Source organism: Desulfonema magnum (assembly GCF_017377395.1).
In the GTDB taxonomy this organism is placed as follows: Bacteria; Desulfobacterota; Desulfobacteria; order Desulfobacterales; family 4be13; genus Desulfonema_C; species Desulfonema_C magnum.
The window spans coordinates 180541-192981 of the sequence record NZ_CP061800.1 but is presented as its reverse complement, the minus strand read 5'-3'; the positions used below and the strand labels follow the sequence as shown (position 1 = coordinate 192981).

Sequence of the window (12441 nt, the reverse complement as noted above, 5' to 3'; positions counted from 1 at the left end):
TGATTGCGGACAGGTAGGAAGTGTTTAAAATCTTTTTTAAAATAACAAGTTATAATGATATGCCAATGGGTATGGTAACACGGTTAAACGGAGGTGACAGAAAATGAGTTATGCGAATCTCAATATTTGGATCAGATACTCGGATTGCGGTCTTGTCACGGATTGCTGGATGACAGATCTGGTGATTAAGACATGCGGCGGGGATTATCTTGTGGATATGGATACCACGGTTATTGAAAAGTTAAGAGCAAAATACGCAGACCACGAGAAAGTGGAGGTACTCCCGAATTATCAGGGAGAGACACGGATAAGAATAAAACCGCCAAGAGGAGAACACATAAATCATATCGAAGTTGAAGTCCCGCCAGGATGTTATGTGGTATGGACGCGGGTATGTCATGGCCGTAACGAAGAAACAAACAAGGTGATGGTGATCGTGGGTTGCGGAGATCATGCCTGTGTGAATTTGCTTCTGAATTCTGTTGAAACCTGCACGAACGAGGTTTTACATCCGCTCCTGGTACGTGCCGTTGAAATGCGTCTGCCAAAACAGGAATTGGGATTGGTTGCAGAAGTGATGATGAAGGTTGCGGAAAAACCAAAGAAAGAATTGATTGTCGAACTGGGCCAGAGACTTGAGGAAGTAAGGGACAGGAAGGATACGGAACTGCAAAAAGCAATAGGCACGATAATGGAGATCGTAAAAGCGATGCCAGGTAAGCAGGATTAAAAACCATATTATTGCAGAGTGCAGGTGACATTCCCGGTGTTTCCGAGCCTATAGGAAGACAAAATTACCAGCCAAACACTCTGAACATAAAAAAGGAAAATATCATGAGTATTATTGAAGATCTGAGAATTGCCGTTGACAACTATGAAACCGACAACTGTAAAACAGAGATCGTGAACTTTGAGATTACAGGGGGAGGGGGCACAGTCCTGAACGAAACAGAGACGTTCATGTTCAGGGTCAGGGTCACCAACCAGAGTCACCTTGACATGAAGAACGTCACGGTGCGAGTGAGTGGAACCTCGTTTGCGGATGTCGCATTTCTTCTCATCGGCCCGTTTGGCAGATCCGCAGTCAGCAGACCTTTCAATCTCGACGCTCACCAAGTCCACACCACACTCTTTTTCCGAGGAAAATGCAAGAGGGTCACGAATGGTACAAAGGATATCGTAACCGCTCGGATCAACTCGTGGGATGCCAGCTTTGACCACATCCTCCGTGATCACACAGGAGCAGGTGCGGCTGAGGGCAAGTTGAACAAGGAAATTCATCCCAATTAAGTACTAACTCACCGCAATGAATCTGACAGGTCAGCCTGTGAAAAACCTCCGAGGTTTTGAAAACCTCGGAGGTTTCATGTCACCCAAAGCGGCGGCTGATGGCTGCTGTCAGGCCGCGTTCAGAGTGACAGAGCGGTGATTCTGATGAGATAGTTCTGTTAAAACAGAAAGGAGAATGAACTGTCTGATAATTTTACGTTTTGGACCCATGGTGCTGATGTGATAGCCGAATATACAAAAGAATATACGGGACATGATAACGGTCTTTACATGAGACGTGCCGGATGGGGCGCACAGATAAGACAGAACAGGGGCACATGGAATTGGTTTCACTTTGCAATTCCTTCGGCTACAAAGCTGGACGATGACAATGTTGATCACTACCATGCCTGGCTCCGAGGGCATATCAATGGGAAAGCCACGATTACAGATGTGCATATCAGGCACGGGGGATGGCATCACGATGGCACAATCATTTTCAGAAGTCAGCCAAATCTTAGTGAACGGGTCTTAAATGAGAGCTTTAACCTTCCTGACCGCCGATGTACCCAGCCATTGGTAATGAGCATAAGAATAGAATTTGAGGCAGGTGGCCAAGTTGTATTTACCGGAGCCGGAGCAAGGTTCGAGGAACACACATAAGGGAATTTGCTCTTTGTCAGTACCTGAGCAAAAGTTTTTATATATCTTTTCCTGCGAACGGCGGAGAAACCCGGTTTTTTCCTGCGAAGGAGAGAGAGTCATCCCGGGGAAAAACCCGGGTTTTTTTTCCGGGCAAATATCAAAAAACTTATGGTCTGATACTTAGTTCCGCCCTTAGGCGGTCTGACACCGGGAACTGCGAACTGAAAATCGCCTAAAAAAAGAATTGGCCTAAAAAAAGCTCATGCCTGTCGCTAAAACCACCTCTGTTTCCTCACTTTGATTTTGGCGGCGGTTTAGTCTCGGATTATTACCATAAATCAAAATACGGTCTTTGAAAACAGGCCCGGTCCGGCAGAAAGAATACAACGCTGTTACTCGATGATCAAATTTTTTGACTTGGTTCGAACAAAAAGTCTGTCATTCCTGAGAAGACAGGAATCCTTTTTGGGGCCGATGCCGCGTTTCCGGGATATGTGAATTCCTGCTTTCGCAGGAATGACAGAAAAAAACTTGATCATCGGGTGTTAAGTTGCCCTGATCTGAACCGTTTTTGTCTTTGCCTTTCCCAGTCTTACCAGATCATCCGCATGGGACAGACTCAGCGCACCGTCATTTGTCCGGGCAAAGTCGAGAATCGGATCATATTCTTCGGAACACGGAAGCTGCACAGCCGTGAAGTGAATAATACCGTCCGCATCCAATTCAAAAATTGCGCCAATGGGCAGCTCTTCCCGCTGCGGAGGTGATATGGGAAGGCTGAGTTCTCCGAGGTAAGTGTTTTTATCCGGGTCTGAATCTTCTCCCCGAAAAACGCGCATTCTCACAGCTTCCTGAAAAGGTTCCATTGTAAACCCGATAATGCCCCGGCGGCAGGGAAAACGGGTCTGTCGAGAAATAATTTTTTTAAAAATTAATTTATTGTCAACATTCCTCATATCCACGCCCAGAGAGTGGGCTGTCACATCTGATATTTCAATGGGAACCATGATTTCTTCGGGTAAAAAGAGATTGGCCGCGACAATGGCCGCGCCGTGTGCCACCACCTCATCCACCCTGTCCGCGATATAAGGCTCCTTGATATGCTCGGTGATCATCTCACGAACCCGCGTGTTTTTGCTTGAACCGCCCACCAGAATGACCCGGTCAATATCTCTCGGAGTCAGTTTTGCATCCCGGAGAACCGCTCTGATGCAGTCCATTGTCCGTTCAAGAAAAGGTTGGATTAGCCTGTTGTATTCAGAAAGCGAAATTTCAATACTCAGGGGATGCCCCAGACAGTCCGGAAGATTGATAAATGCGTTTTTGCTTTCTGAGAGATCAATTTTGGCGGTCTCCGCAGCTTCTTTTAAGCGTTGCCTTGCGGCTCTTCCCTCCGGAGTGTCATTCTTGATAATATCAATCCCGGTCTGTTTCCTGAACTGTTCTGCAACCCAGGTGATCATGGCCTGATCAAAATCATCTCCTCCGAGGCGGCTGTCACCTCCCACGGCTTTTACATTGAAGGTATTGCCCCGCACTTCGAGGATCGAAATATCAAATGTGCCTCCGCCAAGATCATATACCATGAGGGTCTGATCTTTTTCCTTGTCCAACCCGTAAGCAATGGCCGCGGCAGTGGGTTCCGGAATCAGCCTGAGAACATTCAGACCGGCTTCCTCACCTGCTTTTTTGGTGTCTTTTTTCTGGGCTTCTGTGAAATACGCGGGAACCGTGATCACCACATCCCGGACATCTTCATTGAGCGTGTTCTTTGCATTTTCAACCAGCCGCCTCAGAATAATCGCAGCAACATTGACTGGGGAAAGCTTTTTTCCTCCTATTTTATAAAACTTGCCTCGGTCCCCCATAAACCGCTTGGTGGAAAATACGGTGTTCTCAGGATCAATGAGCATTCTTGCTTTTGCTGAACGACCCACCAGAACGCTTCCGTTCTCACGAAATGAAACCACAGAAGGCATGACCGAATGTCCTTCTGTTGAAAGGGTCTGCGCCACCCCTCTCCGATAAACAGATACAATTGAATTTGACGTTCCAAGGTCTATACCGACTGCGTATGACATAACTATCCTCCTTCAGGTTATAAATTACTCGTTCCCAGGCTCTGCCTGGGAACGGATATTCCGAGGCTCTGCCTCCTCATCCAGTATGTCCGGTATCCTCCTTTACTCGTTCCCAGGCTCTGCCTGGGAACGGATATTCCGAGGCTCTGCCTCCTCATCCAGTATATCCGGTATCCTCCTTTACTCGTTCCCAGGCTCTGCCTGGGAACGGATATTCCGAGGCTCTGCCTCCTCATCCAGTATGTCCGGTATCCTCCTTTACTCGTTCCCAGGCTCTGCCTGGGAACGGATATTCCGAGGCTCTGCCTCCTCATCCAGTATATCCGGTATCCTCCTTTACTCGTTCCCAGGCTCTGCCTGGGAACGGATATTCCGAGGCTCTGCCTCCTCATCCAGTATGTCCGGTATCCTCCTTTACTCGTTCCCAGGCTCTGCCTGGGAACGGATATTCCGAGGCTCTGCCTCCTCATCCAGTATATCCGGTATCCTCCTTTACTCGTTCCCAGGCTCTGCCTGGGAACGGATATTCCGAGGCTCTGCCTCCTCATCCAGTATGTCCGGTATCCTCCTTTACTCGTTCCCAGGCTCTGCCTGGGAACGGATATTCCGAGGCTCTGCCTCCTCATCCAGTATATCCGGTATCCTCCTTTACTCGTTCCCAGGCTCTGCCTGGGAACGGATATTCCGAGGCTCTGCCTCATCCAGTATATCCGGTATCAGTAATGCCTGACCGCAATGATTATGACGGGTCGGAGCGGCAAATACCTGTGAAGTTTTGAAAACCTCGCAGGTCTGTTACCCGTCGGAATCAGTGCGGTCGGGTAGCAGATGGGAAATATTTTAAAACGCTGCCGGCGGCTTGATAAACCCGTCTGAAATGCCTGGGATTTATCAATCCCGGGCGAGCATCTGGTAAGCATTTTCATCTCATGAAAGTCATCAGCCGCACGATGATACACGAGGCAGAGCCTCGGGTACGCATTCCCAGGCAGAGCCTGGGAACGAGTTTTGTTATTTAAAAGGGATCAATTTTATGTAATGCTTTTCTCACGGAATTTCTGACGCCCTCATTCTCGGTATCTGCCAGCACTTTTACGAGATAAGGCACGGCACTGTGTGCGCCTTTTGTCCCGGGCCACGAGAGATCAATTTTTTCCAAAACCTCGGTGGCCGCGTCTCGGACATTTGCCTCGTCATCCCCCAGCATTTTCACGAGATATGGGATCGCATTATGTGCGAATTCGCTTTGCTGCCACTGCGGATCAATATTTTCCAAAGCAGCCGCTGCCGCGCCGCGGGCAAACATATTGCTGTCCGCCAGCATCTTCACGAGACGAAAAATCGCTTTTTTTGCCGCGGGTCCCACAAATATCAAAGCGTAGGCAGATCCGATACGGATGCTTGCGTTTCTGTGAGCCAGCAATTTTATAAAATAAGGAATTTTGCGGCGAGTTTCTTTACGCTGAAACCATAAGGTATCAATTTTTTCCAAAACATTGAGGGCCGCGCAGCGCACATCTGCTTCGACATTTGCCAGTTGTTTCACAAGATGGGGAATGGCTCCGGAAGCCTCTTCGCTCCGGGGCCATTCGGAATCTGTTTCTTCCAAGATTTCAATCACCGCATCTCGGATAACGGGGTTGCTGTCTGCCAAAGCTTTTACAAGATGGGGAATGGCCGGCGCTGCGATTTTCAGTAAAATGACTGTACTGTTATATTGTTTTTCAACATATGCCAGTGATTCGATAAGGTGAGGAGCAACCGAATCCGCATAGGCACCGAACTTTTTCAATGCTTCCAGAGCGATAAGACGTTCTCCCTGTGAATACTTAGATGAGATGCAGATGGCAGTCAGGTCCTCAACGGTCTTGCCCTGTCCGCCTAAAAGTCTCAAATAGAGATGGTTTACCACTCCGATAGTATATGTTGCCACCATGAAACGGAAACAAACTGCCAGAGTTGCTGAATTCATTGTTCTCTCAACCGTGTGAAGACGCCATCCAAAAATTTGAAACGCATCGCCAAAATCCAAGGTTCGCAGGATATTGTCTAAAGGCCATAAATAGAAATTATTAAGGATTCGGATATTCGGGCAGGATGTGTCTGATCTTAACGAATATATTGGATAATCATTAAATTTAAACAAATGTTCTGCTGTATATCCTATCAGATATAACATCACCATGAGTCCCAGGAAGAGAAAACTTTTCGGGGACATCAGCGTATTTTCCATTTCTTCCATAAACTGCATTATCGTGACGGATTCCCGTGAGCGGCGGCTGACAGCGTTGAAAATAGCTCCCAATATGAAAATATCCACCATCATATGCATGCTGAAGAGGGCAAGACCTGAGACAACACTCTGATTTCTGACATTCTGCAATCTGATTCCGTAAGCTTCGATCATATCCAGCAGATCCACTGCTCTCAGCGCATGAATTATAATCAGTTCGGCCCAGTCATACCACCGGGGCAGCGAAGCATATGAATAATTGGCAGGGCCAAGAATTGCATAAATCTGAATATGCAGGCGATAAAAGAGAGCCAGCTGGGCCAAATTAAGCAGGATGACATCAGAAGTAATTCTTCCCTTTTCGAATAAGAATGTTAACGATACATAAAAATTAAAGATAATGAACATGATCGTAACCCACAGCAGCAATATATAGTTTCCCACCAGGCAGGTTGTCATGAAATATCCTGCGGAAAGCCATAGGGCCGATTTTATGTATCTGTGTGACTCCATTTTTACAGATTCGCAATCATCAAGCTGAAAAAAAACTGTCTGATTATAACAGATTTAGGGGAGACCTGTGTCATATGCTGACGGACGGACATCCGTCCCATTCTTTTATTCGACACCATTTCCCGCCCTCCCCGAAATCCGTTATAATCAGAAAGTTTTTTATATTTGCCCGGGAAGAAACCCGGCTTTTTTCCCGGAATGACCCGCCGCCCGTGAAGGAAAAAGCCGGGTTTCTCCGCAGTTCGCAGAAAAAAGATATATAAAAAACTTTTGCACAGGTACTTATCATCCGGAGTTCAAAAAATATTTTTCAGCGTCCGGATTTCCTAGGGTTCTCTGTAACAAAAAAATAATTAAGTTTTATCCTAAAAAAATTCAAGCGTTTTATCAAGAAATTTTACAATGAGATTCCTCACCAGCAATTTAGAAGACAAGGTTTATTATTCATTTGACATATATAGGATTTCTTGTTATTTCACGCCATGTAAAATGGGATTTTCTATTTTTTTAACGAAAACAAACGAGAACAGACGAAAAAGGAGGAAGATGTGAAAAAATTGTTTTTTGCGTTAATCGTTCTGAGTTTTATGGCATCGGCTTTCATCCCCGGAGGTTTTGCCGGCGACAAGGTAATTAAGATGTCCACGACCACCAGCACCCAGTCGTCAGGGCTTTTGGATATTCTTTTGCCTGAGCTGAAAAAAGACACGGGCATTGAAGTCAAGGTGATTGCCAAGGGGACCGGCGCGGCTATCCGTGACGGGATAGACGGCAATGTTGATGTTATTTTCGTCCATGCCAAAGCCAGAGAGGAAAAATTTGTGGCAGACGGATATGGCACAAAGCGTTATGCGGTGATGCACAATGATTTTGTTATTCTGGGGCCTGCAAATGATCCCGCAGGGATAAAAGGCATGAAAGACGCTGCCCAGGCATTGAAAAAAATCGCTGGTTCCGGAGCAGTGTTTGTCTCCAGAGGCGATGACAGTGGGACGCATACCAAGGAACAGAATTTGTGGAACGTCACGGGCCTTGAAATGGAGAAAGTCACAAAGACCATTGTTAAGAAGGGAAAAAATCAGGATGTCAGCTTTATGCACCCCAAAGGCCCGGGAAAGTGGTATATGTCCATCGGTCAGGGCATGGGAAAAACACTGACGTTTGCTGATGAGAAACAAGCTTACACCTTGTCAGACAGAGGCACTTATATTAAATACAAACTGGGGCGAAAAACTGCTCTGGAACTGGAAATTCTTTGCGAAGGAGATTCGCAGCTTTTCAATCCTTACGGGGTCATTCCCATTAATCCCAAAAAATTTGACCATGTAAAATATGATCTCGCGGAGCAGTTTGCACAATGGCTGATTTCCGAGAAAGGACAATCGCTCATCGCTGATTACAAACTCATGGGAAATCAGCTTTTTTATCCGGATGCTGTTCCTGTAAAATAAAAATGTAGAAACGTAGAGTGAGTGAAGCGAAGCGTAACTCACCAAGCGCAGACGGTGGGTTCCGCTTCGCTTCACCCACCCTACATTCATAAACGGGCATGAGCGCAGACGGTGGGTTCCGCTTCGCTTCACCCACCCTACATTCATATAAACGGCCATGATCTGCCGGTCACAACGAGCGATGAAAGTTTTGCAGTTTTTCCTAACACTTAACACCTAACACTTAACACCTAACACCTGACACTTTCATATAAACGGGCATGAGCGCAGACGGTGGGTTACGCTTCGCTTCACCCACCCTACATTCATAAACGGGCATGAGCGCAGACGGTGGGTTACGCTTCGCTTCACCCACCCTACATTCATATAAACGGGCATGAGATGCCAGTCACGACGAAGCATGAAAAATTTGTAATTTTTCCTGACACCTGACACCTAACACCTAACACCTTTTTCATATAAACGGCAATGACTTATCATTTGTGTAAGTTGGGTTGTCAGTCACCTCATCAGGATTATTCACGGGGTCTGAACTCTCCCAGAGAAGTATCAATGTCTTTATAACTTTTTTTGAATATTTTTATATGAATAAAAATCAGGTAAACAATCAGCACGTAAGTTATCAATAGCCTCAGCGTCTGATTTATGGGAATGCTGTGCTGGGTCCACAACGTCACAAAAAAATCAATGCTCAGAAGGAAAGTAAATAGTATCAGAACATTCTTTGCTCCTAATTTTACAGCCAGATAAGCGGCCAGGAATAATCCGGCAATGGTCACTCCCGGAATCGCTGAATACCATAAAGAAAGAGGAACCTCATAAAAAAAAGCGTTTATCAGAGTGCCAGCTACGGACACTGCTGCCATGAGCGAAATACTGGTAACAATGGCGGCTGCGGGATTTATTTTGAAAATTACCGTAAGAACAAAGTAAAAAATGGTGTCAATGCCGAATCCGATCCAACCAGAGATAAGCCCCCCTAAAAATGAAAAGCTGATTAAGATCAGTATGTTGATAGTATTAAGATCAATATGTAATCGGGGATATTTGTGCTTCCACAGAATTGAAAAGAAAATAATCTGGGTCAGCATGAAAGCAATAAAGTTGAATACCAGGGTCAGTAATTCCGGATTACCTATCGGAAAGAAAATGATACTGACAACCACTCCGATAATTCCGCCGACCAGACATATTGGAATTACTTCACATATAAACAGCTTTTTATTAACAAGAAACCATTTGAATGTACCAAGCCCCATGCCATAAGCCTGAATCATCATGTTAAACTGAACCGCTGTGGCCGGTAACACATGCAGCCGGGTGAGTATGGGAAAATAAACAATTCCGGCCGCCGCAGGTGTTGTGTTGGCGACGGTTGCCGCAATAATGCCTAAAAAAGGCATATAAAAAAACTCATTAAAAAAATCTTTATAAAAATAAGGAAAAAGTATGATCCATAATCCGGCAGCTATTGCCAGGATTATATAAGGAAAGCGTTTTTTGTTTGTCATCTTGTGAAAACTACCTTTTTTCGTTTTCAGGCTCCCGCGTCACGATCTTAAAATATGGTCCCCCCGTCCTCATCGCTGATTATTTTTACCTGTTTTTTTAAGAAGTTCGCCCGAGTTGTTCATCTTTTCCAGGCAAAAGGTCCGGAGTCTGCTTTGTTTTCCGGTTTTCCCCGGTCCCGGACCCCATGAGACCTGTTTTAATTGCGCCTGTTTCCGAACACGGCATTTGAAACCATAAGACAATATGCCCGGAATACAAATAAGCCTCTTAATATTTATAGTTTACCGTGAAAATATATTTTGAAAAGCCGGGGTTTTTTATCTGAAAATATTTTTATGACCGGGGGCGAAAAACCCGACTTTTTCATGAGCGTTTATTAACAAACAAACAGACAGGTGTCAACCTGAGACTTTAAGGGGATTAGATTTCAGAAACCCTGGTAATTCTTGTTATTTTATTGACAAACCCTTTATTTTTATTCTATTTATCTGACAGATGAGGTGTATCGGAATTTTTATTTACTCTTAACAACAAGGAGGAAAAAAATAGTATGTTTGATTCTGAAGGTAATGAGTGTCAGCAGATCGAAAAGTTTCCGGACTGTGTGCGGGAGAGCGAAGAAACCCGGCTTTGGTCTCGTTCCCACGCTTGGTCTCGTTGGTCTCGTTCCCACGCTTTGGTCTCGTTCCCACGCTTTGCGTGGGAATGCAGGACAGACGCTTCGCGTCACGAAGCTCCCCGCGACAGGAGACAAAAAAGTTGCAAGTATGCCTGCCCTTACAGGGCTGGCAAAGCCCCGTGGGGGCGACATGTTTATAATAGCTTGAAACTTGAAACTCGGAACGATCTCATATGGCTGCTTGAAAATCCGCTGAATCTTTGAATTTCAAGTTTCAGAGGAGATTTGTTATGAAAATAGTGATAATTATCCTGACGCTTATTTTCTCAGTCTGTCTTGTTTACGCGGAGAACGCATCAACAGAGGCCGAGGAAGTGGCGATAGAAGATATGGAAGAAGTGGAGCATACCGGGCATGTGAGTCATGGATTTCTCGGATTGCCCAAATATCGGTGGCTGAGTATCTCCGGCCCTGTTATATGGCTCCTAATGGTATCAGCAATCATCACCCGGTGGATTAAGATCAAAGGGCAGGCCCCGGTTTTGCTGCGCTTGCACAAAACCTTTGCCTATTCAGCGTTTGGTGTCGCAACCCTGCATGGAATATTGGGACTGTTTTTTTGAAAAGCACACAAACATCTGATCTGTTACGAAACAACCGCATGACCGCAATGAATCTGACTTTAACCGAAAAGCAACACCAGAAGACACAAAGAGACGCGAATATCCTTCGTGAGACTCGATAATCAAGTTTTTTTGATACGATCCGGCCGAATAGCCTGTCATTCCTGCTTTCGCAGGAATGACAGAAAAAAATTTGATTATCGAGTGAGACTTTGTGTCTTTGTGCCTTTGTGGCATTATAAGCCCCGCATCACGTCAGTTTTCCCCGGAATGACATTCGAAGAAAAAAAATCATATTTTAAATAAATTATTTCAGTATATTATATTTTTTACTAAATCCGTTATAATTAAAAAATTATTTTTTATCTTCTAATTTATGACAGGGACAGGAATGTCATATTTCTGCTTTTTTTGTAAGCCGGACAAGGGGCAGAATCTGTCGAGCCGCGGCGAAACTCCTCTTGGAAAAAAATTGCCATTCAGGGTTTAAGGGTCTGTACTCCGGACAATGGGGGCAGAATCCGACAATGACAAATTAACCGGAATAATTCAGGCTTTTCAATATGAAAATGATCCTTTGATGAATGCCGTTGTAAGGATTAAATTCTTTACAATCTGATCAATATCAGGTATAGATATAAAAAAGATTATCCCCCCGTTATGAAAAACCAAGTTTTTTAGTTTTTTATAATAGCTTAAAAGATTGTTCTCATTATTAGCCAAAACCATGATGAAGAGGCTGTTTATGAAAAAATGTGTTTTTATCGGAATTTGTCTGCTTTTATTTTCCACGGTGGCTGAGGCTGAAACCATGTATGTCAGCGAAATCAAAATAACAATGAGGCTGGGCCCGGGAAATAACCGCAAAATACTTTCCATGCTTTCGACCGGACAACCTGTTGAAATACTGGAAAAGGGGCAGGGATGGACAAATATCCGACTTGAGGATGGAAAAAAAGGCTGGGTCCTCAGCCGTTATCTTACATCCCAAAGACCGCCTGTATTTGCATCAGAAGCACTGATAAAAAGGTGTGATTCGCTTTCACTTCATGTGACTTCTCTGGAAGAAGAAAACAGCAGGTTAAAAGAGGAAATCGAAAGACTCACATCAGGATTTAGTGATGATGAAAAAGCATTTGATGAACTGAGCAAGTCTTATGAAAAACTTAAAATCGGATGTTCTGATTTTTTAGAAGTTGAGACAGCCTATAAAAAAGCAGCGTTTCAGCTTGCCGAGCAGAGGAAAAAAAATGCAAAAACAGAAGCAGAATTAAAAGAAATCAGGAAAGACCAGAGGCTCTGGTGGGTCCTGAGCGGAGCAGGGGTGCTTCTGCTGGGTATTGTGCTCGGTGCTGTGGGAAGAGGCCAGTCCCGGCGTTCATCTTTGATTTAGGCGGGTTTTTTCTATCGCTCCCTGACCCGCCAATTGGTTTGTTTTCAGCATGTTCCAAACAGTGCGCGGATAAATATCTTCACAAATATGAAAACGTATTGG

11 protein-coding genes are annotated in these 12441 nt (G+C 44.9%); 7 read left to right on the top strand and 4 right to left on the bottom strand.

The features are described from left to right. The first annotated feature begins 103 nt into the window (after window positions 1-103). The 3 genes from dnm_RS00800 (at window position 104) to dnm_RS00790 (ending at window position 1932) form a co-directional block, all read left to right on the top strand. Window positions 104-730, top strand: a complete 627-nt coding sequence (locus dnm_RS00800; protein ID WP_207680821.1) for a hypothetical protein — start codon at window positions 104-106, stop codon at window positions 728-730. A 104-nt stretch (window positions 731-834) separates the two neighbouring features. Continuing rightward, complete coding sequence (locus dnm_RS00795; RefSeq protein WP_207680820.1) at window positions 835-1290, top strand: hypothetical protein; 456 nt, start codon at window positions 835-837, stop codon at window positions 1288-1290. Window positions 1291-1509: 219 nt separating this feature from the next. Next, on the top strand, window positions 1510-1932 hold the full coding sequence (locus dnm_RS00790) for a hypothetical protein (protein ID WP_207680819.1): 423 nt from the start codon (window positions 1510-1512) through the stop codon (window positions 1930-1932). 527 nt (window positions 1933-2459) lie between these two features. Here the strand turns inward: dnm_RS00790 and dnm_RS00785 are convergent. The 3 genes from dnm_RS00785 to dnm_RS00775 all read right to left on the bottom strand — a co-directional run bounded on the left by dnm_RS00785 (window position 2460) and on the right by dnm_RS00775 (window position 6687). Further along, window positions 2460-3995 (bottom strand): Hsp70 family protein, encoded by a 1536-nt coding sequence (locus dnm_RS00785; RefSeq protein WP_207680818.1) that lies wholly within the window; start codon window positions 3993-3995, stop codon window positions 2460-2462. A 17-nt stretch (window positions 3996-4012) separates the two neighbouring features. Next, on the bottom strand, window positions 4013-4696 hold the full coding sequence (locus dnm_RS00780; protein WP_207680817.1) for a hypothetical protein: 684 nt from the start codon (window positions 4694-4696) through the stop codon (window positions 4013-4015). 314 nt (window positions 4697-5010) lie between these two features. Continuing rightward, on the bottom strand, window positions 5011-6687 hold the full coding sequence (locus dnm_RS00775; protein ID WP_207680816.1) for a HEAT repeat domain-containing protein: 1677 nt from the start codon (window positions 6685-6687) through the stop codon (window positions 5011-5013). A 602-nt stretch (window positions 6688-7289) separates the two neighbouring features. Between dnm_RS00775 and dnm_RS00770 the strand changes: the two genes are divergently transcribed. Beyond that, complete coding sequence (locus tag dnm_RS00770; RefSeq protein WP_246556157.1) at window positions 7290-8192, top strand: ABC transporter substrate-binding protein; 903 nt, start codon at window positions 7290-7292, stop codon at window positions 8190-8192. A gap of 515 nt (window positions 8193-8707) precedes the next feature. Here dnm_RS00770 and dnm_RS00765 read toward each other — a convergent pair. Continuing rightward, on the bottom strand, window positions 8708-9703 hold the full coding sequence (locus tag dnm_RS00765) for a sulfite exporter TauE/SafE family protein (protein WP_207680815.1): 996 nt from the start codon (window positions 9701-9703) through the stop codon (window positions 8708-8710). Between the two features lie 551 nt (window positions 9704-10254). Between dnm_RS00765 and dnm_RS00760 the strand changes: the two genes are divergently transcribed. The 3 genes from dnm_RS00760 to dnm_RS00750 all read left to right on the top strand — a co-directional run bounded on the left by dnm_RS00760 (window position 10255) and on the right by dnm_RS00750 (window position 12339). Beyond that, entirely contained in the window at window positions 10255-10587 is a 333-nt protein-coding gene (locus dnm_RS00760) for a hypothetical protein (protein WP_207680814.1), read from the top strand. Window positions 10588-10613: 26 nt separating this feature from the next. Continuing rightward, window positions 10614-10946, top strand: coding sequence for a hypothetical protein (locus dnm_RS00755; protein WP_207680813.1), 333 nt, complete (start codon window positions 10614-10616; stop codon window positions 10944-10946). 745 nt (window positions 10947-11691) lie between these two features. Then, on the top strand, window positions 11692-12339 hold the full coding sequence (locus tag dnm_RS00750; protein ID WP_207680812.1) for a TIGR04211 family SH3 domain-containing protein: 648 nt from the start codon (window positions 11692-11694) through the stop codon (window positions 12337-12339). Window positions 12340-12441 lie beyond the last annotated feature (102 nt).

What these genes read in the sequence shown, in the direction of transcription:
- dnm_RS00750 (WP_207680812.1), top strand. Translation starts at nt 11,692, where the DNA reads ATGAAAAAATGTGTTTTTATCGGAATTTGTCTGCTTTTATTTTCCACG.
- dnm_RS00795 (WP_207680820.1), top strand. Translation starts at nt 835, where the DNA reads ATGAGTATTATTGAAGATCTGAGAATTGCCGTTGACAACTATGAAACC.
- dnm_RS00800 (WP_207680821.1), top strand. Translation starts at nt 104, where the DNA reads ATGAGTTATGCGAATCTCAATATTTGGATCAGATACTCGGATTGCGGT.
- dnm_RS00760 (WP_207680814.1), top strand. Translation starts at nt 10,255, where the DNA reads ATGTTTGATTCTGAAGGTAATGAGTGTCAGCAGATCGAAAAGTTTCCG.
- dnm_RS00785 (WP_207680818.1), bottom strand. Translation starts at nt 3,995, where the DNA reads ATGTCATACGCAGTCGGTATAGACCTTGGAACGTCAAATTCAATTGTA.
- dnm_RS00755 (WP_207680813.1), top strand. Translation starts at nt 10,614, where the DNA reads ATGAAAATAGTGATAATTATCCTGACGCTTATTTTCTCAGTCTGTCTT.
- dnm_RS00765 (WP_207680815.1), bottom strand. Translation starts at nt 9,703, where the DNA reads ATGACAAACAAAAAACGCTTTCCTTATATAATCCTGGCAATAGCTGCC.
- dnm_RS00780 (WP_207680817.1), bottom strand. Translation starts at nt 4,696, where the DNA reads ATGAGGCAGAGCCTCGGAATATCCGTTCCCAGGCAGAGCCTGGGAACG.
- dnm_RS00775 (WP_207680816.1), bottom strand. Translation starts at nt 6,687, where the DNA reads ATGACAACCTGCCTGGTGGGAAACTATATATTGCTGCTGTGGGTTACG.